Origin of the sequence: Paenibacillus sp. MZ04-78.2 (assembly GCF_024213375.1) — a bacterium.
Classification (GTDB): Bacteria; Bacillota; Bacilli; order Paenibacillales; family NBRC-103111; genus Paenibacillus_G.
Genome location: NZ_JANAVJ010000005.1, coordinates 25,808 through 49,399 on the forward strand (window position 1 = coordinate 25,808; position 23,592 = coordinate 49,399).

The 23,592-nt window shown below is 51.8% G+C and carries 27 protein-coding genes; all 27 read left to right on the forward strand.

Annotated elements, in window-relative coordinates:
* The first annotated feature begins 6 nt into the window (after window positions 1-6).
* Entirely contained in the window at window positions 7-1,008 is a 1,002-nt protein-coding gene (fliM, locus tag NLX71_RS05660) for a flagellar motor switch protein FliM (protein WP_254362523.1), read from the forward strand.
* Entirely contained in the window at window positions 998-2,248 is a 1,251-nt protein-coding gene (gene fliY / locus NLX71_RS05665; RefSeq protein WP_254362524.1) for a flagellar motor switch phosphatase FliY, read from the forward strand. The genes fliM and fliY overlap by 11 nt, the downstream gene beginning before the upstream one ends.
* 47 nt (window positions 2,249-2,295) lie before the next feature.
* Window positions 2,296-2,658: a response regulator gene (locus NLX71_RS05670; protein WP_254362525.1), complete on the forward strand. Its 363-nt coding sequence runs from the start codon at window positions 2,296-2,298 to the stop codon at window positions 2,656-2,658.
* A 232-nt stretch (window positions 2,659-2,890) separates the two neighbouring features.
* The gene (locus tag NLX71_RS05675) at window positions 2,891-3,364 is read left to right on the forward strand and encodes a flagellar biosynthetic protein FliO (RefSeq protein ID WP_237762798.1); all 474 of its coding nucleotides are present in this window, start codon (window positions 2,891-2,893) and stop codon (window positions 3,362-3,364) included.
* A complete protein-coding gene (fliP, locus tag NLX71_RS05680; RefSeq protein WP_254362526.1) occupies window positions 3,361-4,125 on the forward strand; it encodes a flagellar type III secretion system pore protein FliP in 765 nt (254 codons plus the stop codon). Before NLX71_RS05675 ends, fliP begins: the two co-directional genes overlap by 4 nt.
* Window positions 4,126-4,150: 25 nt before the next feature.
* Window positions 4,151-4,420, forward strand: a complete 270-nt coding sequence (gene fliQ / locus NLX71_RS05685) for a flagellar biosynthesis protein FliQ (protein WP_036676425.1) — start codon at window positions 4,151-4,153, stop codon at window positions 4,418-4,420.
* Between the two features lie 12 nt (window positions 4,421-4,432).
* On the forward strand, window positions 4,433-5,215 hold the full coding sequence (gene fliR / locus NLX71_RS05690; protein ID WP_254362527.1) for a flagellar biosynthetic protein FliR: 783 nt from the start codon (window positions 4,433-4,435) through the stop codon (window positions 5,213-5,215).
* 3 nt (window positions 5,216-5,218) lie between these two features.
* The gene (gene flhB, locus NLX71_RS05695; protein ID WP_254362528.1) at window positions 5,219-6,325 is read left to right on the forward strand and encodes a flagellar biosynthesis protein FlhB; all 1,107 of its coding nucleotides are present in this window, start codon (window positions 5,219-5,221) and stop codon (window positions 6,323-6,325) included.
* 24 nt (window positions 6,326-6,349) lie between these two features.
* Window positions 6,350-8,383, forward strand: coding sequence for a flagellar biosynthesis protein FlhA (gene flhA, locus NLX71_RS05700; RefSeq protein WP_254362529.1), 2,034 nt, complete (start codon window positions 6,350-6,352; stop codon window positions 8,381-8,383).
* Entirely contained in the window at window positions 8,380-9,678 is a 1,299-nt protein-coding gene (gene flhF, locus NLX71_RS05705; protein ID WP_254362530.1) for a flagellar biosynthesis GTPase FlhF, read from the forward strand. Before flhA ends, flhF begins: the two co-directional genes overlap by 4 nt.
* The gene (locus tag NLX71_RS05710) at window positions 9,671-10,540 is read left to right on the forward strand and encodes a MinD/ParA family protein (protein WP_254362531.1); all 870 of its coding nucleotides are present in this window, start codon (window positions 9,671-9,673) and stop codon (window positions 10,538-10,540) included. The genes flhF and NLX71_RS05710 overlap by 8 nt, the downstream gene beginning before the upstream one ends.
* 53 nt (window positions 10,541-10,593) lie before the next feature.
* Window positions 10,594-11,709: a protein-glutamate methylesterase/protein-glutamine glutaminase gene (locus tag NLX71_RS05715; protein ID WP_254362532.1), complete on the forward strand. Its 1,116-nt coding sequence runs from the start codon at window positions 10,594-10,596 to the stop codon at window positions 11,707-11,709.
* A 48-nt stretch (window positions 11,710-11,757) separates the two neighbouring features.
* The gene (locus NLX71_RS05720; protein WP_254362533.1) at window positions 11,758-13,809 is read left to right on the forward strand and encodes a chemotaxis protein CheA; all 2,052 of its coding nucleotides are present in this window, start codon (window positions 11,758-11,760) and stop codon (window positions 13,807-13,809) included.
* Window positions 13,810-13,860: 51 nt separating this feature from the next.
* On the forward strand, window positions 13,861-14,322 hold the full coding sequence (locus tag NLX71_RS05725; RefSeq protein WP_254362534.1) for a chemotaxis protein CheW: 462 nt from the start codon (window positions 13,861-13,863) through the stop codon (window positions 14,320-14,322).
* 5 nt (window positions 14,323-14,327) lie between these two features.
* Window positions 14,328-14,948, forward strand: coding sequence for a chemotaxis protein CheC (locus NLX71_RS05730; protein ID WP_254362535.1), 621 nt, complete (start codon window positions 14,328-14,330; stop codon window positions 14,946-14,948).
* Window positions 14,945-15,439, forward strand: a complete 495-nt coding sequence (locus NLX71_RS05735) for a chemotaxis protein CheD (protein WP_254362536.1) — start codon at window positions 14,945-14,947, stop codon at window positions 15,437-15,439. The genes NLX71_RS05730 and NLX71_RS05735 overlap by 4 nt, the downstream gene beginning before the upstream one ends.
* 4 nt (window positions 15,440-15,443) lie before the next feature.
* Entirely contained in the window at window positions 15,444-15,860 is a 417-nt protein-coding gene (locus tag NLX71_RS05740; protein WP_254362537.1) for a hypothetical protein, read from the forward strand.
* 18 nt (window positions 15,861-15,878) lie between these two features.
* Entirely contained in the window at window positions 15,879-16,661 is a 783-nt protein-coding gene (locus NLX71_RS05745; protein ID WP_254362538.1) for a FliA/WhiG family RNA polymerase sigma factor, read from the forward strand.
* Window positions 16,662-16,685: 24 nt separating this feature from the next.
* Complete coding sequence (locus tag NLX71_RS05750; protein WP_254362692.1) at window positions 16,686-18,095, forward strand: flagellar assembly protein A; 1,410 nt, start codon at window positions 16,686-16,688, stop codon at window positions 18,093-18,095.
* 38 nt (window positions 18,096-18,133) lie between these two features.
* Entirely contained in the window at window positions 18,134-18,466 is a 333-nt protein-coding gene (locus NLX71_RS05755; RefSeq protein WP_254362539.1) for a hypothetical protein, read from the forward strand.
* Window positions 18,467-18,490: 24 nt separating this feature from the next.
* On the forward strand, window positions 18,491-19,090 hold the full coding sequence (locus tag NLX71_RS05760) for a hypothetical protein (protein ID WP_254362540.1): 600 nt from the start codon (window positions 18,491-18,493) through the stop codon (window positions 19,088-19,090).
* Complete coding sequence (locus NLX71_RS05765) at window positions 19,083-19,592, forward strand: MltG/YceG/YrrL family protein (protein ID WP_254362541.1); 510 nt, start codon at window positions 19,083-19,085, stop codon at window positions 19,590-19,592. Before NLX71_RS05760 ends, NLX71_RS05765 begins: the two co-directional genes overlap by 8 nt.
* Window positions 19,593-19,841: 249 nt before the next feature.
* Complete coding sequence (rpsB, locus tag NLX71_RS05770; protein WP_254362542.1) at window positions 19,842-20,540, forward strand: 30S ribosomal protein S2; 699 nt, start codon at window positions 19,842-19,844, stop codon at window positions 20,538-20,540.
* A 94-nt stretch (window positions 20,541-20,634) separates the two neighbouring features.
* Window positions 20,635-21,285, forward strand: a complete 651-nt coding sequence (tsf, locus tag NLX71_RS05775) for a translation elongation factor Ts (RefSeq protein ID WP_254362543.1) — start codon at window positions 20,635-20,637, stop codon at window positions 21,283-21,285.
* 97 nt (window positions 21,286-21,382) lie between these two features.
* A complete protein-coding gene (gene pyrH, locus NLX71_RS05780) occupies window positions 21,383-22,108 on the forward strand; it encodes a UMP kinase (RefSeq protein ID WP_254362544.1) in 726 nt (241 codons plus the stop codon).
* Between the two features lie 3 nt (window positions 22,109-22,111).
* On the forward strand, window positions 22,112-22,666 hold the full coding sequence (gene frr, locus NLX71_RS05785) for a ribosome recycling factor (RefSeq protein ID WP_254362545.1): 555 nt from the start codon (window positions 22,112-22,114) through the stop codon (window positions 22,664-22,666).
* A 59-nt stretch (window positions 22,667-22,725) separates the two neighbouring features.
* A complete protein-coding gene (locus NLX71_RS05790) occupies window positions 22,726-23,493 on the forward strand; it encodes an undecaprenyl pyrophosphate synthase (RefSeq protein WP_254362546.1) in 768 nt (255 codons plus the stop codon).
* Window positions 23,494-23,592 lie beyond the last annotated feature (99 nt).

Genomic DNA, 23,592 nt, shown 5'->3' on the forward strand with positions numbered 1-23,592 from the left:
ACGCTAATGGTTGATGTTCTTTCACAGAATGAGATTGACGCCTTGCTAGCGGCGCTTTCTTCAGGGGAAATGGACGCGGAGGAGCTTAAAAAGGAAGAGACGCAGAAAAAAATACGGGTTTACGATTTTAAACGAGCCGTACGTTTCTCCAAGGATCATATCCGGAGCTTAACCCGAATTCACGAAAACTTTGCCCGGTATTTGACGACGTATTTTTCCGCTCAGCTTAGAACCTTTGTCCAGATTAACGTAGTGCAGGTCGAACAGCTGCCTTATGACGAATTCATCCGATCCATTCCGAAGATGACGATTCTCAACATTTTCGAAGCGGAGCCGTTGGAAGGCCGCATGGTGCTTGAGGTTCACCCGAACGTAGCCTTTGCGATGCTGGATCGGCTGTTAGGCGGAGCGGGGACATCGCCAACGAAGATCAATGCGTTGACCGAGATCGAGACCATTGTCATCGAACGGATTTTCAGCCGGGCCTTCGACAGTTTGCAGGAGGCTTGGAAGACGGTTATCGATTTGTCCCCGCGGCTGGAAGCGCTCGAAACGAATCCGCAGTTTATGCAGATCGTATCGCCTAACGAAACGATCGCGCTGATCTCGCTCAGCACCAAAATCGGCGACACAACCGGGATGATCAACCTGTGTATCCCGCATGTCGTCATCGAACCGATTATGCCGAGACTTTCGGTGCACCATTGGTTCGTTTCCCAGAAAAAAACAAGCGCGCCGGAGGAATTGATGGCTCTGCAGTCCAGGGTGCATAAAGCGAAACTGCCGATTATCGCGGAGCTGGGTTCTTCCCAAATTTCCGTGAGGGAGTTTTTGAGCCTCAACGCCGGGGATGTCATTACGCTTGGTAAATCTGTGAATGAACCGTTAGACATTCGCATAGGGGAAAAGTTGAAGTTTTACGGCAGTCCCGGAACGACGCGAGGCAAGCTGGCTGTCCAAATCAGCGAGATTGTCCAGGAAGAAGGAGTGGAAGAGAATGACGAATAACAAGGATTATTTGTCTCAAGAAGAGATTGATGCGCTATTGAAACAATCGGGCGATAGCGGCTCCTCCGCTGTTTCCGAGTTTGTTCCTCAAGTAGAAGATTATTTGTCTTCTTTGGAGCAAGATGCGCTTGGCGAAATCGGAAACATTACATTCGGAAGCGCAGCTACTGCACTTTCTACCCTGCTTGGCAAAAAGGTGGATATTACGACTCCGAAAGTATCCATCATCGCTCAATCGGAGCTTGCCGACGAGTTTCCGAAGCCGCACGTGGCTGTTCATGTAAACTACGTTGACGGATTTCACGGGATCAACCTTTTGGTGATCAAAACCCGGGATGCCCAGGTCATTGCCGATTTGATGATGGGCGGAGACGGAACGGGACAAACGGAAGATCTGAGTGAAATTCATATCAGCGCGGTTCAGGAAGCGATGAACCAGATGATGGGCTCGTCCGCCACATCAATGTCGACGATCTTCAACCGGTTTGTCAATATTTCACCGCCGGGGATCGACATATTAAATTTAGCGTCAGGGGAAGGAACTGCTAACCTGCCTCCAGAAGATGTATTTATCAAAATCTCTTTCCGACTGAGGATCGGCGACCTGATTGATTCGACCATCATGCAGCTTCTGCCGGTCCCCTTCGCCAGAGAAATGGTGTCTACGTTAATGGGGGGTGGAGACGCAATAGAGGAGCCTGTATCGGCGCCCGCACAACCCGCGCCGCCCGTTTCCCAACCTGTACCGGAGCAGCCAGCCTATGCCGCGCCGGACCCTTATTCGCAGCCTCCGGTAGGGCATCAGGCGCCGCCGCAGCACGGTTTTGAGCTGCCGGCATACCAGCCGCCGATGACTCCGCCTGCAGCGCAAGCTTATCCGCCGCAGCCGGCCAACTACGGTGTTCCGACGGCACGGGGAGTGAACGTCCAGCCGGCTCAATTTGCCAATTTCAGTCACCCGCAGCTGTCTCCTGCAGAAGATACGAACTTGAATCTGCTGCTGGACATCCCGCTTAAAGTGACGGTCGAACTGGGCCGTACGCATAAGGTCATTAAGGACATTCTCGAATTGTCTCAAGGATCGATCATCGAGCTGGACAAGCTGGCCGGGGAACCTGTCGATATTTTAGTCAATAACAAATTGATCGCCAAAGGCGAAGTCGTCGTCATTGACGAAAACTTCGGTGTCCGCGTGACGGATATTGTGAACCAATGGGATCGGATTCAAAAATTACAATAATCAATTAACAAGACTACTTAAGCATCTTATAGGAGGAATGGTTACCCATGGCAAACCGTATTTTGATTGTAGACGACGCAGCATTTATGAGAATGATGATTCGCGATATTTTAACGAAAAACGGCTATGAAGTTTGCGGAGAAGCAAACGACGGCGCACAAGCGATTGAAAAATTTAAAGAGCTCCGCCCCGATCTGGTTACGATGGACATCACGATGCCGGAAATGGACGGTATCCATGCGCTTAAAGAAATTAAGAAGCTTGATGGAAATGCCAAAGTCATTATGTGTTCCGCTATGGGGCAGCAGGCTATGGTTATCGATGCGATCCAGGCAGGCGCCAAAGATTTCATCGTGAAGCCGTTTCAGGCGGACCGTGTTATTGAGGCGATTAAGAAAACTTTGGGATAATTTCAACCAGGGGATCAACGATGGGTCTTGCGCAAATTGAAAGGAAAGTGAAATGTTGAGAAGGCTCATAGCCAAGTTATCGTCCGGTGTTGCCATGGTTTGGGTGCAAACAGCAGTATGGCCTGCTGCTGTTTGTTTCGCGGAATCGGAGAACCCGGCCCCCGCCGGGGCGGGAATGCTGGGAACACCGGATCGGCTTGTAACGGAAGGCAGTTCAGGGGGCACGTTCTGGATGATCTTCCAAGTCCTTTTTTTTCTTCTACTTATTATCGGAATTTTTCTGGTCATCGTGAAGATGATTTCGCAGAAAAATAAATTTTTATCCGGGCGGTCGATTCGATCCTTGGGCGGATTGCCGCTCGGACAAAATAAATCGATTCAAGTTGTCGAAATCGGCCGTTCGCTTTATATCGTCGGAGTAGGGGAGAACATTCAGCTGCTTGAAAAGATCGAGGACGAAACCGAGGTCGCTTTGATTACGGAGCTGATGTCTTCCGGCCCGGCGTTTGCGGGTCCGACCTTCGATTCTATCGGAGGCTGGCTCAAAAAGCTTCGCAACAAGCCGGCAGTCGAAGAAGACATCGAAGTGACAGCCTCGTTCCAAGAGGTGTTTCACACAAAAATCCAGCATATGTCGGATCAGAAGAAACAAATGGAACAGCTGCTCAAGCAAGACACTAATTCAGATCGGTTGAATGATAAATGATGAAATTCAATAAGAGGCTCATTTTCCTGCTGATTCTTCTTGTTCTGTGCGGTTCGCTCGCAAGCCCTGCCTATGCGGCCGATCCGATTCCCGGAATCAACATCGATATCGGGACATCCGACAACCCGCAGGGAGCTTCGAGCGCCATTACCATCGTGCTGCTGATTACCATTCTCAGCATCGCTCCGGCCATTCTGATTATGATGACCAGCTTTACCCGAATCGTCATCGTGCTCGGCTTTGTCCGGACGTCGCTCGGTACGCAGCAAATGCCGCCGAACCAAATGCTGATCAGTCTTGCGTTATTTCTGACCTTTTTCATCATGGCGCCAACGCTTGGGGACATTAACCAAACGGCTGTGCAGCCTTATCTTAAGGGAGAGCTGACCCAGACGGCAGCGCTGGAGAAAGCATCCGTTTCGATCAAGAAGTTCATGTTTCAGCATACCCGGGAAAAAGACTTGAAGCTGTTCCTGGACTACACCAAGGCGCCAAGGCCCAGCGGAGTGGAAGATACGCCGATTACGGCACTTGTTCCGGCTTATGCGATTAGCGAGTTAAAGACGGCGTTTCAGATGGGCTTTATGATCTTTATTCCGTTTTTGGTCATTGATATGGTCATTGCCAGTACGCTGATGGCGATGGGGATGATGATGCTGCCGCCGGTGATGATTTCGTTGCCGTTCAAAATCTTGCTGTTCATCCTTGTGGACGGTTGGTATCTCGTCGTTCGTTCGCTGCTGCTCAGTTACAATACATAGACGGACCACTCGGGAGGAAAGCGCATTGAGCTCGGAATTTGTAATCAGATTGGCCGGAGAAGCGGTATACACCACGCTTAAAGCCAGCGCTCCGATGATGGTGCTGGCGCTGACGGTCGGCTTGATCATCAGTGTGTTTCAAGCGACGACGCAAATTCAGGAGCAGACCCTTGCCTTTGTTCCGAAAATCGTCGTTGTGCTGCTTGCGATACTTATATTCGGTCCTTGGATCCTGACGACACTTGTTGATTTTACCTATAATCTGTTGAATAACCTGTATAAATACGTGGGATAGGTTGTGGGTGAAATGGAGTGGGTTTTGCAGGTTCTTCCCGGATTTTTGTTGTTTTTTTGTCGGATTTCTTCGTTTTTTGTCATTGCACCGGTGTTTTCGGCCCGTAATGTGCCGATGCAGCTCAAGGTAGGGTTATCGTTTTTCGTTGCTTTCATTACGTTCTTCAGTATCGGGCTGGCGACGCCTGTAGCTATGGATTCGTTGTACATTCTTTCCGTTTTCCGGGAAGTGCTTGTGGGATTAAGCCTCGGTTTCATAGCGTATATGTTCTTTCAAGTCGTTCAGATCGCCGGTGCGTTCATCGACCTTCAGATGGGGTTCGGTATAGCGAACGTGATCGATCCGCTGACAGGAGCGCAAAGTCCGATTCTAGGCAACCTGAAGTATATGGTCGCCACGCTGCTGTTCTTAAGCTTCAACGGCCATCATTACTTGCTTGAAGGGATTATGCGAAGCTACGAATGGATTCCTTTGAATAACGATTTGTTTGTCAAAAATTATAACGGTCAGCTTTCGGACTTTATGCTGAAGACGTTCTCTCAAGTATTTGCCATAAGCTTTCAAATGGCGGCGCCGATTGTCGTCGCGCTGTTTTTGACCGATGTCGGTCTCGGGCTTCTCGCTCGGGTGGCCCCGCAGTTCAACATTTTCGTCATTGGGATTCCGGTGAAAATTATCGTTGGTTTTGTTCTACTGCTTCTCTTGTTTCCGGGATACGAATTAATCTACAAAGAGAAATTCTCGACCATGCTGGAAACGATGACCAAGTTTTTCGGATTGTTCGCTGGCAGTTAGCGTATGAGGAGGCAGGCCGTGGCTGCATTACGTTTAAAGCTGGATTTGCAATTGTTCTCGGGAGAGAAAACGGAAGCGGCGACGCCTAAGAAAAAACAAGAAGCCCGCAAAAAAGGGCAAGTGGCCAAAAGCATGGAAGTGCCGGCCGCCTTCATCTTGTTTTTCTCCTTCTTATCGTTTTTCTTGTTCGGAGGCTACATGAAAGAGCGGCTCGTCGGTTTGTTTCGCTCGATCTTCATCGACTTTCTCAATATGAACGTTACCATGGATAACAGCATGGTGTTATTCGAAAAGATCGCCACACAGATGTTTTTGATTCTCGGTCCGATTTTTTTGATCTCGATGGTCATCGGCGTTGCCGGAAATTATGTGCAGATCGGCTTTTTGTTTACGGGCGATCCGCTCATGATGAAGTTTAGCAAAATTAACCCTCTCGAAGGGGCAAAGCGGCTATTCTCGATGCGGGCCATCGTCGATTTTCTCAAATCGGTGCTTAAGATGACGGTGATCGGCGTTGTTGTCTATATGACGCTAATGGCGGAAAAGGACAACATCTTGCAGCTTGCGCGGCTGCCGCTGGAAGAAATCATCGCTTTCACCGCCTCCTTGACACTGCAATTGGGGATAAAAATCGGATTGATTTTGATCGTCATGTCAATTTTGGATTACATTTACCAGCGCTACGAGTACGAGAAGAGCTTGCGGATGTCCAAGCAGGATATTAAAGACGAATACAAGAAAACGGAAGGGGACCCGCTGATTAAAGGGAAAATCCGCGAGAAGCAGCGCCGCATGGCACTGCAGCGGATGATGCAGGACGTTCCTAAAGCGGACGTCGTCATCACGAACCCGACGCACTTTGCCGTCGCGCTTCAATACGATGCCTCCAAGATGCAAGCGCCTACCGTTATCGCCAAGGGGACCGATTACATCGCCTTGAAGATAAGGCAGATTGCGAAGGATAACGGCATCATAACGATGGAAAACAAACCGCTCGCCCGCGCGTTATACGCACAGGTTGAGATCGGAGAATCGATACCGGCTGATATGTTTCAGGCCGTAGCCGAGGTGCTGGCATACGTATACAAAGTTAAAGGAAAAGCGAACTAATTCCGGAAAGGAGGACACCCTGCAATGAAAGCAAAAGACCTGGTCGTGCTGATCGGCGTGATCGGCATCGTTCTGATGATGGTCGTCCCGCTGCCGATATGGTTGCTGGATGTCCTGCTGATTATCAACATATCGGCTGCTCTCATGATCATTCTGATCGGCATGAATACACAGGATGCGCTTCAGTTCTCCATCTTTCCGTCGCTCCTGCTCATCACCACCTTGTTCCGGCTTGCGCTGAACGTATCGACAACCAGAAACATTTTGGCCCATGGGGACGCGGGCAACGTGGTCAGCACCTTCGGCTCGTTCGTTGCCGAGGGCAATATTGTCGTCGGCTTTGTGGTTTTTATCATTTTGGTGCTGGTCCAGTTTATCGTTATTACCAAAGGCTCCGAGCGGGTTGCCGAGGTGGCCGCGCGGTTTACGCTCGACGCGATGCCGGGGAAACAGATGAGTATCGACGCGGATTTGAACGCAGGGCTGATCAACGAACAACAGGCCAAAGAACGACGCGAGAAAATATCGCGCGAGGCCGACTTTTACGGCGCGATGGACGGTGCGAGCAAATTCGTCAAAGGGGATGCGATCGCCGGCATTATCATGCTGTTGATCAATATCATCGGCGGCTTGATTATCGGAATGGCGATGAAAGGAATGTCGCTTAAGGAAGCGGGAGCGCTTTATTCGATCCTGACGATCGGGGACGGACTCGTCAGCCAAATCCCGGCGCTGCTGATCTCTACCGCAGCGGGGATTATCGTGACAAGGGCGGCATCCGAAGGAAACTTGGCGCATGACTTGACATCGCAAATCTTTTCTTATCCGAAGCTGCTTTATATTGTAGCGGGAACGATTACGGCGCTGGGCATTTTCACGCCGATCCATCTGATCACGACATTGCCGATCGCTGCCGTGCTTGCATTCGCCGCTTACAAAATGCAGCAGACGATGAACCGCAAGCAAGCCGCTGAAGTCCAGCTTGAGGAGGAACAGCAAATCGAAGAAGTGCGAAGCCCCGAAAGTGTCATCGGCTTGCTGCAGGTCGATCCGATCGAGTTCGAATTCGGCTACGGACTTATCCCGCTGGCGGATACGCAGCAGGGCGGCGACTTGCTCGATCGCGTCATCCTCATTCGCAGACAATGTGCGCTTGAGCTCGGAATCGTCGTACCGGTAATCCGGATTCGCGACAACATTCAACTGCGCCCGAACGAATATGTCATTAAAATTAAAGGCAATACGGTCGCTCGCGGCGATTTGCTACTCGGGCACTACTTGGCGATGAGCCCGGGAATCGACGACGATTCGATTACGGGGATCGATACGCTGGAGCCGGCCTTTGGCCTGCCGGCGCTATGGATTGACGAAGCGACGAAGGAACGGGCCGAGCTTTCCGGCTACACGGTCGTCGATCCGCCATCCGTCGTAGCGACGCATTTGACGGAAATTATTAAGAAGCACGCTCACGAGCTGCTGGGCCGTCAAGAAACAAAGGCGCTTATCGAGAACGTCAAGGAGCATCACCCGGCGTTGGTCGACGATTTAATCCCGAACGTTCTGTCGATCGGAGACGTGCAGAAAGTGCTGGTCAAGCTGCTTCGCGAAAAAATATCCGTCCGCGATCTCGTCACCATTCTGGAGACGCTCGCCGATTATGGCACGTACACGAAGGATCCGGAAGTGCTGACGGAATATGTCCGCCAAGGCTTATCCAGACAAATTACGCAGCAGTACACGATCGGCGGCGAGTCGCTGAAAGTCATTACCGTCGGACCGACGCTGGAGAAAAAAATTGCGGAGTCGGTACAGCAATCGGATCAGGGCAGCTATCTCGCGCTCGATCCGTCGTCCAGCCAAGTGATCTATCAGAAGGTTACCGATCAAGTAACCAAGCTGCTTCAAGCAGGTCAGCAGCCGATCGTTCTCACCTCGCCTACCATTCGCATGTACTTGAGGCAGCTGCTTGAACGTACGATGCAGGACATTCCGGTTTTGTCTTACAGCGAGCTCGAGCCGAGTGTTGAAATTCAGAGCATGGGGGTTGTTAATCTATGAGAGTGAAGCGGTATGTCGTAGACTCCATGCCGGACGCCCTGCAGAAAATTCGCACGGATCTCGGGAAAGACGCTGTCATCATCAATACGAAAGAAATTCGTTCCGGCGGATTTCTCGGCATGTTTTCGAAGAAAAAGATCGAAGTGATCGCTGCCACGGATTCCGCGGCCGGAAGTGGACAGACGGCGTCCGGCAAGTCGGCGACCGCTACGTTAGCCAAGCCGGTCGCCCCGGCGGCTAATGCGTTTGTGGGAAGTCCGGCTGCGGCTGCCGCTTACGGGATGCAGCGAGACCGGGAGCGAGAAGCGCAGCCAGCGCTGTCGTTTCCCGAAGTGCCGGACGTGCTCCCGCCAAGCCCGCCTCCTCAGGCCGGACCTGTTGGGGCACAGCCGGTATCCGTCAGCGGCAAAGCCAAGGAAGATACGCTGCTTGAAGAGATCAAGCAAATGAAAGAAATGATGCAGAAGCTGTCTTTGCAGCGTATGCCGGAGGAAGCTCAAGATCCCGTCTTGATGGAATTGGAACGCCGGCTGCTCGACCAAGAGATCGATTCGCAGTTTATCCGGGAGCTTCTGGCCAAAGTATCGGAGGAAGCCGAAACCGAAGGCGTTCCCGTCACGGAACAATTTGCGATTGGCTCCCTCCGGACGCAGCTCCACACGCTGCTTCAGCCGCAGGGCGGCAAAGGGATCGCTTCCGATACCCGGATCGCGCATTTTGTCGGGCCTACGGGCGTCGGCAAAACGACGACGATTGCCAAGCTGGCTGCCGAACAAGTGCTGAAGCACCGCCGCAAGGTCGGGTTCATCACCTCGGACACGTACCGGATCGCAGCAGTGGAGCAGCTCAAGACGTACGCTACCATTTTGAACGTGCCGCTTGAGGTGGTCTTTTCTCCGCTGGATTTGAACAAGGCATTCGAGAATTTGAAAGACTGCGATCTTATTTTTATGGATACGGCCGGTCGAAACTTCCGCAACGAGATGTACGTTTCGGAGCTGAATGCGCTGCTTCAATCCGGAGGGAAGAGCGAAACGTTCCTGGTACTCAGCTTAACGACCAAATATAAAGATATGAAGGCCATTACATACAACTTCAGCAAGTTCAAATTAGATAAAGTATTGTTTACGAAGAAGGACGAGACCGATTCGTACGGCGCCGTCGTCAACCTCATCCGCGATTTCGGATTGCAGACTTCTTATATCGCCAACGGGCAGAGCGTTCCCGACGATATCGAGGAGTTGAACGAGAGGCAGTTGATTGATTGGATTCTGGAGGATAACAACCATGAATGATCAGGCACAAGAGCTTCGGAATCTGATCAAGCATCGATGGAACTCCACAGAAAAGTCGACACGCATCCTCGCCGTTACGAGCGGTAAGGGCGGGGTCGGCAAATCGAACTTTACCCTGAATTTTGCTCTTGCGCTTCAAAAAAGAGGATTCAAAGTACTCATTTTCGACGCCGATATCGGTCTGGCCAATATCGACGTGCTTATGGGAATTACGCCGAAATACAATTTGTATCATTTGCTGAAAAAAGAAAAGACGATTTGGGACATCATTCATAAGGGTTATAACGATTTGCAGTTCGTGGCAGGCGGGTCAGGCTTCAACGACCTGATCCGGCTGTCCGAGGAACAATTGGATTATTTTCAAGAACAGATCGGCCAGTTGAACGGACATGCGGACTTTATCATTTTCGATACGGGAGCCGGGTTGTCCAAAGAAACGCTCAAATTTATCGTTGCCGCACAAGAAACGATCGTGGTGACGACGCCGGAGCCGACTTCGATTACCGATGCTTATGCCATTATCAAAATGGTGAGCGCGATGGATTACGACATTCGCTTCCGGCTGGTCGTCAACCGGGTGACCGATTGGCGGGAGGGCAGGCAAACCGCCGAGAAAATCAGGTTGGTCGCCAAGCAATTTTTGAATCTGGATATTCCAACAATCGGCTACGTGCTTGATGATGCTGCGGTATCCAAAGCCGTAAAAAAGCAGGTGCCTTTCACCGTAGCTTTTCCGTCAAGCGCCGCATCCAAATCGATCTATGATCTGACCGATGATTTTATTGCGAACCAAAAACCGGCGGACATGAACTCGGGGGCGGTCAAAGGCTTCTTGAATCGAATGATTAAGCTGCTTAAATAAAAGAGAACGTCCTCCGCCTTCAGAATCGGACACAACACAGAGGAGTGAAACGTATGCAGCCTTATGATGTGCTGGTGGTGGATGATTCGGTTTTTATGAGGAAAATCATCACCGACCTTATATCGGGGGACCCGGCGCTGCGGGTAGTAGGAACCGCGAAGAACGGCAAGGAAGCCGTCGAACTGGTCAAAAAGTTGAACCCCCATGCGGTTACCATGGACATTGAAATGCCGGAGATGAACGGGTTGGATGCGCTTCGCGCGATCATGAATGAGCACCCCGTTCCAGTCGTCATGTTAAGCAGTTTGACTCAGGAAGGTGCGACGGAGACCATCAAAGCGCTCGAATGGGGGGCTGTCGATTTCGTCGGAAAACCGTCGGGTTCGATTTCGCTCGATTTGCATAAAGTCAAACAGCTGCTGCTCGAAAAACTGCACATCGCGGTAAAAACGAACATGCGCAAGCTGTCGCGTCCCGCGATGAGCAAGCCGACGCTGAAAGCGCCGGAGGTGACGAAAGATCCGCGGCCGTTCCCGGAACCGGCTTCAAGAACGGAACGGCGTCCTGCTGCCGGTACGGCCGGATTCGAACATATCGTCGCCATCGGCACCTCGACCGGAGGGCCTCGGGCGCTGCACCAGGTGCTGTCCGATTTCCCTGACCACTTTCCCGCTCCGGTCGTTATCGTCCAGCATATGCCTCCTAATTTTACCAAGTCGCTGGCGCAGCGGCTCGATTCCGTTTCAAGGCTGAAGGTGGTTGAGGCGGAAGCGGGCATGATTCTGGAGAGCGGCACCGCTTACGTGGCCCCCGGCGGCTATCATATGACTGTCGCCCGCAACGGGAGCCATTCTTACAAGATTCATCTGTCCAAAGAAGATCCGCGCGGCGGACACCGCCCATCGGTGGACGTGCTTTTTGAATCGCTGCTGCCGATGAGGGAGCTTAAACGCCATATCGTACTCATGACCGGCATGGGCTCTGACGGAGCGAAAGGGATGCTCGCGCTGAAGCAATCCGGGGCCGTGACGACAATCGCCGAATCGGAAGATACCTGCATTGTATACGGCATGCCCCGTGCGGCGGTGGAGCTGAAATGCGTAACGCATGTGCTCCCCCAGCAGGAAATTACCGCTAAGCTGGTACAAGCCGTCGCCCGCGAACCCTGACTTCCGGGTAAGCTTGAATAGAGCAATTACCATGATGGAGGTGTAGATATGGAAATGAATCAATACCTCTCGATGTTTATCGATGAGTCGAGAGATCACTTGCAAGCGATGAACGAACAGATTCTCAGTCTGGAGAGCAGCCCGGAAGACATCACGATCGTGCAAAATATTTTTCGGTCGGCGCATACGTTGAAAGGAATGTCGGCGACGATGGGATTCGAGGATTTGGCGTCACTGACTCACGAGATGGAGAATGTGCTAGACCTTGTCCGCAACCATAAGCTGAAGATGGATTCGTTCATTTTTGACTGCTTGTTCAAAAGCCTGGATTCCTTGGAGTCTATGGTGGAGGACATCATTCAAGGCGGTACAGGCCAAGCGGACGTTACCGAAATCGTCGCCGCGCTAAAATCCATCGTTTCCGGCGATTATGCCAAGGGCGGCGCAGCCGGAGGCACAACCCCCAAAGTGGAACGGACAACTGCCGCAGGAGGAGAGTTTGACGAGTTTCAATATTCGATTCTTCAGCAGTCCATCGAAGCAGGCATTCCTGTGCTTCGCCTTGAAGTAACCGTACGACAAGATTGCGTGTTAAAAGCGGCTCGCGCTTATATGGTGTTCAATGTGCTCGAGCAGAACGGGGAGGTCATCAAATCCAACCCTTCCGTGGAAGATATCGAGCAGGAGCGGTTCGATCAATCGTTCGTCGTTTATTACATATCCCAAATCGACAGCGACGAGCTGCATAAGCAAGTCGCGAGCGTATCCGAAATCGATAAAGTGGACGTCATCGTTTTGGATCAGGCCAAGCTCGCGGAGCTCATGAGCCCGCCTTCCGGGTCCAACGCAGCGGCCGCGCAGGCGCAAGCCGAGACAGCCGCCGCATCGACGAAGGAAGCGCCGAAGCAGGAAGCCAAAAAAGCGCCTGCCGCAGGCGGCGCCCCTGTGGCCGGACGCACGATCCGCGTCGACATCGAACGGCTTGATACGCTGATGAACCTGTTCAGCGAGCTGCTGATTGATCGGGTACGGCTGGAGCAGCTTGCCAGCGAGATTCGCCGCAGCGAGCTGACGGAAACCGTCGAGCATATGTCCCGGGTGAGCAGCGATTTGCAGAATATCGTACTGAAGCTGCGCATGGTTCCGATCGATACCGTCTTTAACCGATTCCCGCGCATGATCCGGGACGCCGCCAAGACGCTGGACAAAAAGGTAGATCTGATCATCACCGGCGCCGATACCGAATTGGATCGTACCGTCATCGACGAAATCGGCGATCCGTTGGTGCACTTGCTGCGGAATGCCGTCGACCATGGCGTGGAGCCGTCTGCCGAGCGCGTTGCCCTCGGAAAGCCCGAGACCGGAACGATTCACCTGCGCGCGTATCATAGCGGAAACCATGTGTTTATCGAGATCGAGGAAGACGGACGCGGCATTAACCGGGACAAAGTGTTGAAAAAAGCTATGGAAAACAACGTTTTGACCAAGGAACAAGCCGCGCACATTACAGATGACGAGGTCAATCAGTTGATTTTTGCCTCCGGCTTCAGCACGGCGGATAAAATATCGGACATTTCCGGCCGCGGGGTCGGACTTGATGTCGTGAAGACGAAGATTCAAAGTCTCGGCGGACAAGTCCAATTGGATTCGGAATGGGGAAAAGGCTCTAAATTTTCCGTTCAGCTGCCGCTGACGCTGTCGATTATCTCGGCGATGCTGATCCGGCTCAATAACGAGAAGTACGCTATTCCACTTTCTTCCATCGTGGAAACGATGGCGGTCCGTCAGGAACAGATTCGCTCGGTTCACGGCAATCGCATGGTCGAATATCGTACCGGGGTCATCCCGCTCGTCTCCTTGGCCGATCTGTTCGATGTGCCGGGAGGAACGAATATTTCCGGGAACGAGACGCAAGTGGTCGTCATACGCAAAGGCGATAAAATGGCGGCGCTCGTCGTCGACGAATTTATCGGCCAGCAGGAAATCGTGCTGAAGACGCTCGGCAAATATTTGACCAAGCTGTTTGCGATTTCCGGCGCAACCATTCTCGGAGACGGACAAGTCGCGTTAATTATCGATACGAATGCCTTGATTAAATAGCGGGAGGCAAAGACGGCTACATTCACGCGATAACTTAAGGAGGCTGCGAGTATGGGAGAAGAATTGAAAGTCATCGTGTTTGCTTTAGGAAAGGAAGAATACGGGGTAGAGGTTGAGAAAGTCCGCACCATTGAACGGATGCAGCCGATGACCCGGGTTCCGAAAACGCCTGAATTTGTCAAAGGCGTCATCAATTTGCGCGGCGTGGTTACCCCCGTCATCGATCTGCGCGGCCGCTTCGGATTTCCGGAAACCGAGTATACCGACAACTCGCGGATCATTATCGTTGCGGTCGGCGACATCGAAGTCGGCTTGATTGTCGATTCGGCCAACGACGTCATCGATGTGGATTCGGATCATATCGAAGATCCGCCGGAAATCGTAGGCGGCATTAAGGCCAAGTACCTTCACGGGATTGCCAAAGTAGGCGAAAGCCGGCTGCTTGTGCTGCTGAACCTGAAGGAAGTATTGAGCAAGAGCGAGATCGTTCAACTGGAGAATGTAGAGGAGTAGGCCTAGTGGAAGCATTTAACTCTTTTGCCGATTTTCAAATGGATGTGCTGAAGGAAGTCGGAAATATCGGTGCCGGACATGCGGCTACCGCACTCTCGCAGCTGCTCGATAAACCTGTTGATATGCTTGTGCCCAAAGTGCGAATGGTTCCTTTCGAGGAAATCGCGGACAGTGTGGGAGGAGCCGAGCAACCCGTTATCGCAATATTTTTGAGAGTCGAAGGGGAAACGCCGGGAAATTTGTTCTTTATTCTGAAGTTCGAGTCGGCCAAGAAGCTTCTTCACAGCTTGGCCGGAATCGAAGCGGTGGAGGGCGACGAGTACTCTGAAATGGAATTGTCCGCGCTGAACGAGATCGGCAACATTTTGGCGGGCTCGTACTTATCGTCCCTGGCTGATTTCACACAGCTGAACATGCAGCCCACCGTTCCTTCGCTTGCGATTGATATGGCGGGAGCGATTCTAAGCTACGGCCTGCTCCAATTCGGTCAAATGGGAGACCAGGCGCTCTTGATCGACACGAAGTTTCTGGACGGAAGCGACGAGGTGGAAGGGCATTTCTTCCTCATCCCGGACCCGGAGTCCTTCGAACGTATTTTCGTTGCTTTGGGAGTGCATACTCCATGATCCAAGACAATCTGATTAAAGTAGGAATGGCCGACCTGAACGTCGCTCACTTGACCGGTGTGCTCAAGACGACGGGGCTCGGCTCCTGCGTGGGCGTTACCTTGTTCGATGCCAAGGCCAAAGTAGCCGGAATGGCCCACGTCATGCTGCCGACCTCGGATATTGCCAGAGAAGGAAAGCTGAACATCGCGAAATATGCCGATACGGCGATCCCCGAAATGATTCGCCAGATGGAGGATCTTGGGGCTCAAGTGAAGCGCATGGTTGCCAAAATGGCCGGAGGCGCACAAATGTTCGCCTTCGGCTCCCAATCGGACACGATGCGGATCGGACCGCGGAATGTCGAGTCCTGCAAGGAAATGCTCAGCCGTTACCAGATCCCGATTATTGCCGAAGATACCGGCGGCAATTACGGGCGAACCATCGAATTCGATTGCGAATCCGGTATGCTTATGATTCGCAGCGTACAACACGGAGTGAAGGAATTGTAAACCTATGATCGGATCGATACGTTGGAACTTTATCGTAGGGGCCGCGGCATTCGTCATTACCTTTGCCTTGTCGATCACCGACAATATTTGGCTGACTACTTTGATTCGCAGCTTCTACAGCTTTGTCCTGATGTTTGTAATCGTATTTTTGTTCCGTTGGCTGCTTGGCACGGTTGCCGGATTCGCGGGCGCTTCGATTCCTGAGCATTCGGAAGAAGAGGATGAGCTTAAAGGGACGGCGATCAATGTTGTAACGCCCGATCAGGATGCGGAGCTGCATCAGATGTTGAAACCGTCGCCGGGTCCGAAGGACGCAGCTGATACCGATTTTTCCCCGTTGAATCCGCCGAAGCTGTCAACGAAGATCCAAGGGAGTCCTGACGAATTGGCACAGGCGGTTCGCCGAATGTCTGAAGAATAAGGATGGTGACTATCTGTCATGATCGCGCAAAAATCCCATTTGGCGAATATCGATGTTTGGAAGCAATGGAGAGAAGACCGACAATTGAAAGCGAAGCAGGCGCTCATCGAAACCTACTTGCCGTTGGTCGATTACGTTTCAGGTCGTCTTTCCATCGGTCTGCCTAAAAACGTTTCGAAAGAAGACTTATCCAGCTGCGGTATTATGGGCTTGATCGATGCCATCGAAAAGTTCGACTATGAGCGAGGACTGCAATTTGAAACGTATGCCTCCTGGCGTATTCGCGGAGCGATGATCGACGGGCTCCGCCAAGGCGACTGGGTTCCCCGTTCCGTAAGGGAGAAGGCCAAGAAGATCGAGGACGCTTATCAAAAGCTCGAACAGCAATACTTGCGTTCCGTAACCGATAGCGAAATGAGCTCTTACCTGGATGTTAGCGAGCAGGAGTTCCAACAGATGGTGCAGGAAATCGCAGTGACGACCGTCTGTTCGATCGACGATCCTATTCGGGAGGAAGATTCGGAGACGCGGCTTTCTTTGTTAATTGACGAAAAGGCGAAAAGTCCGGAATCCAAAGTCAATGAAGTCTATTTAAAGGATACGTTAGCTAAAGCTATCGAACGGTTGACGGAAAAAGAGCGGACCGTCGTATCCCTCTTTTACTTCGAAGAATTGTCTTTAAGCGAGATCGCCGAAGTCATGAATCTTTCCCCATCCAGAATATCACAGCTGCACTCAAAAGCGATTTTGCGGTTAAAAGGTTCTTTGAGCCGTCATAAGTCGCAGTTATTTTATGACTAAGGGGTCGGAAAGTGGGGGAGAATGATGGCCGATCTGGCGATGCCGCTCAGCTATTATATGGATATTTCGTTGTCCGACGACAAACTGTTTGCTTACCTCAAGTTTGCGCATTGCGAGGATTCGTTCCGTGTCTCCAAAGAACAGCTTAAGGAATTGATTGCCTCATATCACATCGTATACGGCATAGATGAGGAGAATATCGCCGCGATCGCAGACGATCCGAAGGCTTTCTTCTTCTCCCAGAACGTAATCGCCAAAGGCGATGCGCCGAAGAACGGTCAGGACGGGCACGTCAAGATGATGTACAATTTGGACGATAAATCCAAAAGCCCGGCTGAGCTGGAGGACGGTAAGGTCGATTATAAAGAAGTGACGACGATCCATAACGTGAGAAAGGGGCAATTGATCGCCCAAAAAATTCCGCCCGCCTTAGGTGTTCCCGGACGCGCGGTAACCGGAGAAAAGCTTTTTGCGAAGGACGGGAAGGATGCGCGCTTCAAGCTCGGCAAAAATGTCGTGACCGATCCGGAGCAGACGGCCATTTATGCTGCCATTGACGGCATGGTTACCAAGACGGACCGGGATAAAATCAATGTGTTTCCGATCTTTGAAGTAAACGGGGATGTCGATTATAATGTCGGAAATATTGATTTTGTCGGGTCCGTCGTCATCCGCGGCAACGTTCTGCCGGGCTTCCGCATCAAAGCGGCGGGAGATATCCGCATTACAGGCAGCGTGGATGCCGCAGACTTGGAGGCAGGCGGCTCCATCGAGATCAGCGCGGGAATCCTTGGGCATAACAAAGGAACGATCCGCGCCGGAAAACGGGTAAAAAGCTCTTTCATCCAGGATGCCAACATCAATGCGGGAGAGGAAGTGCTGGTCAGCCAGAGCATTATGCACTCTCAGGTGCGCGCCGGCAAACAAGTTGTATGCAAAGGCACCAAGGGACTGATTGTCGGAGGAATGATTCAAGCGGGCGACGCGGTTATTGCCCGAACGATCGGCAACTCCATGTCTACCGCCACGGTCCTCGAAGTCGGTGTCCTGCCGGAGCTACGCAACGAGCTTCAGCAGCTCCGCACTCAACAAAGAGCTTTGAGCGAGAACCTGGACAAAACGGATAAAGCGCTCGTGCTGCTCGACCAATTGGCAGCCACGGGACAGCTTGGGCCGAATAAAGTGGCGATGCGGGTTAAGCTGAACCACACTAAGAAACAGGTTACGGAAGAAATTACGAGCTCCAGGGAGCGAATGCTGGAAATTGAAAAATCGCTCGAAGACTCGGAAAAAGCAAAGGTCGAAGTCATTTCCAACGCCTACAGCGGAACGAAAATCGTGATCGGGCGATATACCAAATTCATTAAAGATACTTCTCCCCGCGTCAGGTTTCAATTGATCGACGGAGATATCGCGATGCTTCCTATCGTATAAAGGCTGACGTACGCGTACAGCTCAAGGAGGGGATGCCGGTGAGCATGAAACCGGTTGAAATGCAGTTTGCGCTGCATAAGAACGACGAAGTCGGTCTGAAGCAGCATCAAATGGTGCAAAAGCGAGTGGAAGACCAGGCCATGCTGAACAGCTCCAACGAGAAGTCGACGATAAAAGAACGTCAGATCAGCGCCAAGACGGAGGAGACCGGTCAAGCTTCGATCAAAGACGATCAGTCGGACCGTTCGGGCGAACGGAACTCCCGAGGCGGCGGAGGGGCCAGGAAGTCGGCTGAGGAAGCCAAACAGGCGTCGGGCGGCACCGCGCCGGAGCATCCGTTCAAGGGGCATCATATCGACTTGACCTTATAACTATTTTGTTGCGAAACTAGGTGAATGCAATTGGACCAACCTTGGGTATACATCGTGCTGGTCGGGCTTCTAATCGTGGTCTATGCAAAGATTATCCCGCGAAAATCCGAAGGAGCGGCCAAGCCCGACGGCGCCATCGTAAAAGAGATGGAGCAGGCGATGGATCACTTGGCTATGGAGCTTGAGGAGCAAAACAAAGCGCTGATCGAGCTGTTCTCCGGGACGAAACAAACGTACGAGGAGCATGCGGCAAAACTGACCTCGCGTGTGGAAACGCTGGAAAAGCAATGTCAGGAGCTGCGGCACGAACTGGGCCGGCTGACGTTCTCGGAGGAGCAGCGGCGCCTGTCCCGCCAAGCCGACGTGTCGAAGCCGGGAGAGGCGTTGGAAGCGAGCGCCGGGGCCGCGGTATCGCCGGCCTATTCGGAGTCCGCCGCGCCCGCCGCGCAGCCGGAAGCAGCGAATAAAGCTGCGATGAATATGAAGGAGCGCTACAGCGAACTGTTCGGATTGTACGAGTCCGGCAAATCGACGGACTATATCGCCAAGAAGCTGGGCATGAACAAAGGGGAGATCAGTCTGATCCTGCAGCTTGCCAAACAGGAGGAACGGTCGAATGCTTAAGAACAAATCGCTTCTGTACGGGCTCGGCACCGGCTTGATTTTGGGCGCTGTTCTGCTTCAGTTAATGAATGCGGTTGCTCCGCCGGGCAGCGCCGCTTCCAAGCAGCCCGCGGCAGGAGAGGCGCCCGAGGAGATGGATCGCATCCGGCTCAAGGAAGCCGCTTCTACCTATTTTAATGTGTACGACAAAAGTCAAAAGCTGTACGACCAGCCGCAGGTCGATGCCATGCTCACGCAGAAGCTGAAAGAAGAGAAGGACAAGCAAGCCGCACAGCCGCAGTCTGCCGCGCCCGATAAGGAAACGTACGTTTATATCTCCAAAGGCATGACTGCGGCCCAAGTAGCGGATTTGCTGCAGCAGAGCGGCGTTGTTGCAGACCGGACCGCATTAGTAGACAAGTTGAGACAAAAGCAGCTTAATGATAAAATCATTTCGGGCGTGCATGGATTCAAGGGGTCTCAAGAGCTGGCGCAAGTCATAGCCAATTTAACGACACAATAAACGATCAGACTCGGGCGGTTGGGGTCTGACTTTGTCTTTTTTCGTCGGACTGCGGCGGGTGTTGCATACGGTTGTCAGTTATGGTATAGTAATTTTCGGTGTTAAAAACCACACGTCGGTTAATTCTGGTAATGGTGCTCCCACTGGCTTCAACAGATGCTTGCTTTAGCATCTCGGCCAAGGAGTTTTACCGGGAGATGCGATCGGCGGAGGAAACCACAAAAACCAATTTAGAGGAGGTGCGTGAGGATGGCAGTTATCTCCATGAAACAGCTGCTCGAAGCTGGGGTACACTTCGGTCACCAAACCCGTCGTTGGAACCCGAAAATGGATCGATACATCTTCACCGAAAGAAACGGAATTTACATCATCGACCTGCAAAAAACGGTCAAAAAAGTTGAGGAAGCTTACAACTTCGTCAAGTCCGTAGCCGCAGAAAACGGCACGATCTTGTTCGTAGGTACGAAAAAGCAAGCTCAGGATTCGGTTAAAGAAGAAGCTGGACGTTGCGGAATGTACTACATCAACCAACGTTGGCTCGGCGGTACGCTGACGAACTTCCAGACGATCCAAAAGCGGATCAACCGTTTGCACGAGCTGGAAAAATGGGAGCAAGACGGCACGTTCGAAGTGTTGCCGAAAAAAGAAGTTATCATTCTTCGCAAAGAAAAAGATCGTCTTGAGAAATTCTTGGGCGGTATCTCCCATATGAAAGGTCTGCCAAGCGCACTGTTCGTCATCGACCCGCGCAAAGAGCGCATTGCCGTTGCGGAAGCGCGCAAGCTTGGTATTCCGATCGTTGGTATCGTAGACACGAACTGCGATCCGGACGAAATCGACTACGTGATCCCGGGTAATGACGACGCGATCCGCGCCGTGAAATTGCTGACGGCTAAAATTGCCGACGCGGTTATCGAAGCTCGCCAAGGCGAAGAGACTTCAGCTTAATGCATTGAATACGAGAAAGGGTGGTTTAAAGGTGCAAAATCCTTTCACCGCCCTTTTTTTGGGAATACATATTACATTCCAAGGAGGCCAAATCATGGCAGTTAGTGCAGCGGCAGTAAAAGAATTGCGCGATAAAACAGGAGCAGGCATGCTCGATTGTAAAAAAGCATTGGAAGAAGCAAACGGCGACTTGACCAAAGCTGCCGAAGTTTTGCGTGAAAAAGGTCTTTCCGCGGCAGCCAACAAAGCAGGCCGGATCGCAACGGAAGGCATGATCGAGTCCTACATTCACGCCGGCGGTAAAATCGGCGTATTGGTTGAAGTAAACAGCGAAACCGACTTCGTTGCGAAAAACGAGCAGTTCAGAACGTTCGTACGTGACGTTGCTTTGCACATCGCAGCTTCCAACCCGAAATTCATTCGCCGTGATGAAGTTCCGCAAGAAGCGCTGGACAAAGAGCGCGAAATCTTGACGAACCAAGCGCTGAACGAAGGCAAGCCGGAAAAAATCGTCGAGAAAATCGTCGAAGGCCGTCTGGCGAAATACTACGAGGAATACTGCCTGCTTGAGCAGCCTTTCGTAAAAGACCCGGACAAAACCGTAGAAGAAGTGCTGAAAGAAAACATCGCAACGATCGGCGAAAACTTGTCGATCCGCCGCTTCGTTCGTTTCGAGCTTGGAGAAGGCCTGGAGAAGAAACAAGAAAACTTCGCTGAAGAAGTTATGTCCCAAGTTAAACTGTAATTCAACAAGATACATGCAAGGGAACAAGGAACACGCTGTGTTCCTTGTTTTTTAACAGAAAGCTTTAGCGGTCTGATCGAAATGGAGGGGTTGGAGCTTGGAACGTCCGATTTATAAAAGAGTCATTTTGAAATTAAGCGGAGAGGCGTTAGCCGGACAGCAAGGTTACGGCATCGACTCCGAGATGATTTCGTCCATCGCCCAGCAGGTGAAGGAAGTAGTGGATCTTCGGGTGGAGGTCGCCATCGTCGTTGGCGGCGGCAACATCTGGCGCGGCATTGCCGGAAGCGCAAAAGGCATTGACCGGGCAACCGCAGACTACATGGGTATGCTGGCTACGGTGATGAACTCGCTGGCGCTGCAGGATGCGCTGGAAACGATCGGCGTACCGACACGGGTACAAACGTCCATCACGATGCAACAGGTTGCAGAACCGTACATCCGCAGAAGAGCGATCCGGCACTTGGAAAAGGGCAGGGTTGTCATTTTTGCGGCAGGAACGGGCAATCCGTATTTCTCGACGGATACGACCGCGGCGCTTAGAGCAGCCGAAATCGAAGCGGAAGTAATCTTGATGGCGAAGAACAAAGTCGACGGCGTCTATACCGCCGACCCGTTCAAAGACACTACCGCGCAAAAATTCGAAACGCTGACTTACCTCGAAGTGCTGAACAAAAACCTTGGCGTTATGGACTCGACCGCATCCTCCTTATGTATGGACAACAATATTCCGTTGGTCGTCTTCTCTATTACGGAAAGCGGCAATATCAAGCGCGTCGTAGTTGGGGAGAAGATCGGCACGATCGTAAAAGGGAGTGTGTAATCTATGCCGCAATCCATTAAAAAAAGTGCGGAAGAACGCATGGAGAAAGCGATCGCCGCGCTGAAAAAGGAGCTGGCTTCGCTTCGGGCGGGGCGGGCGACCCCTGCACTGCTGGATCGCGTTCAAGTTGAATACTACGGCTCTATGACACCGGTAAACCAGCTGGCGAACATTAATACGCCGGATTCCCGCACGCTGATGATTCAGCCGTGGGACAAAAGCTCGGTTGCCGCTATCGAAAAAGCGATTATGAAATCCGATCTCGGATTGACGCCTTCCAACGACGGCAGCGCGATCCGTATCGTCATTCCCGCTTTGACGGAAGAACGCCGTGCCGAGCTCGTCAAAATGACGCGCAAGTTCGGTGAAGAAGGGAAAGTGGCGATCCGCAACATCCGCCGTGACGCGAACGATGATATCAAAAAACTGGAGAAGACGGGTATATCGGAAGACGAGTCCCGCCGTCATCAGGACGACATCCAGAAGTTCACGGACAAGCATATCGCAGAAGTCGACAAAGTATTGGCTGCCAAAGAAAAAGAAATCATGGAAGTGTAACCGGTAAAGACCCCCTTATTCGAGGGGGCTTTTAGTCTTTCCTGATGGGGGATTCAGACATGATGTCTTTCAAAAAATGGTTTGGAAGCAAACCGGGAGGGGAGCAAGCCGCTCTCAAGCTGGATGCGGACAACATTCCGAACCATGTCGCCGTCATCATGGACGGTAATGGCCGATGGGCACAAAAGCGGGGACTGCCGCGGGTGGCAGGCCACCATTCAGGTATGAAAAACGTGAAAAAAATTACGATGGCCGCAAACAGCATCGGTGTGAAGGTGCTGACCATGTATGCTTTTTCCACGGAAAATTGGAAAAGACCGAAGGAAGAAGTCGACTACTTAATGAAGCTCCCGATGGAATTTTTTCCGAAAGAAATCGGCGAACTGATTGCGAATAACGTCCAGATCCGTATGACGGGCTGGCAGGAAGATCTGCCTGACTTTACGCTGAAAGCGATTCAGGACGCGATCGATCAAACGAAGCATAATACCGGCCTTATTTTGAACTTTGCGCTGAATTATGGAAGCCGTAAAGAAATGCTCATGGGCATTCAGCGGCTTGCTCAGGATATGAAAGAAAATAAAGTGGCCGCGGACGAAGTGGACGAGGCGCTTTTCTCCAAATATTTGTTAACCGATCCGCTCCCGGACCCCGATCTTCTGATACGCACCAGCGGAGAGCTTCGGATTAGCAACTTTATGCTTTGGCAGTTAGCTTATTCGGAACTATTTTTTACAGATTTGTGCTGGCCGGAATTTACAGAGCAGCATTTTTACGACGCTGTCGGGGAGTACCAACGCCGCGCCAGAAGATATGGCGGTTTATAGCGGCCGTTGACAACAGGTAGGGGCAGCTAGATAAAATATACAAAATACAGTATTTTGTATATTGGTTCAGCTTATGTCCGACTGCCAGCATAAACGATG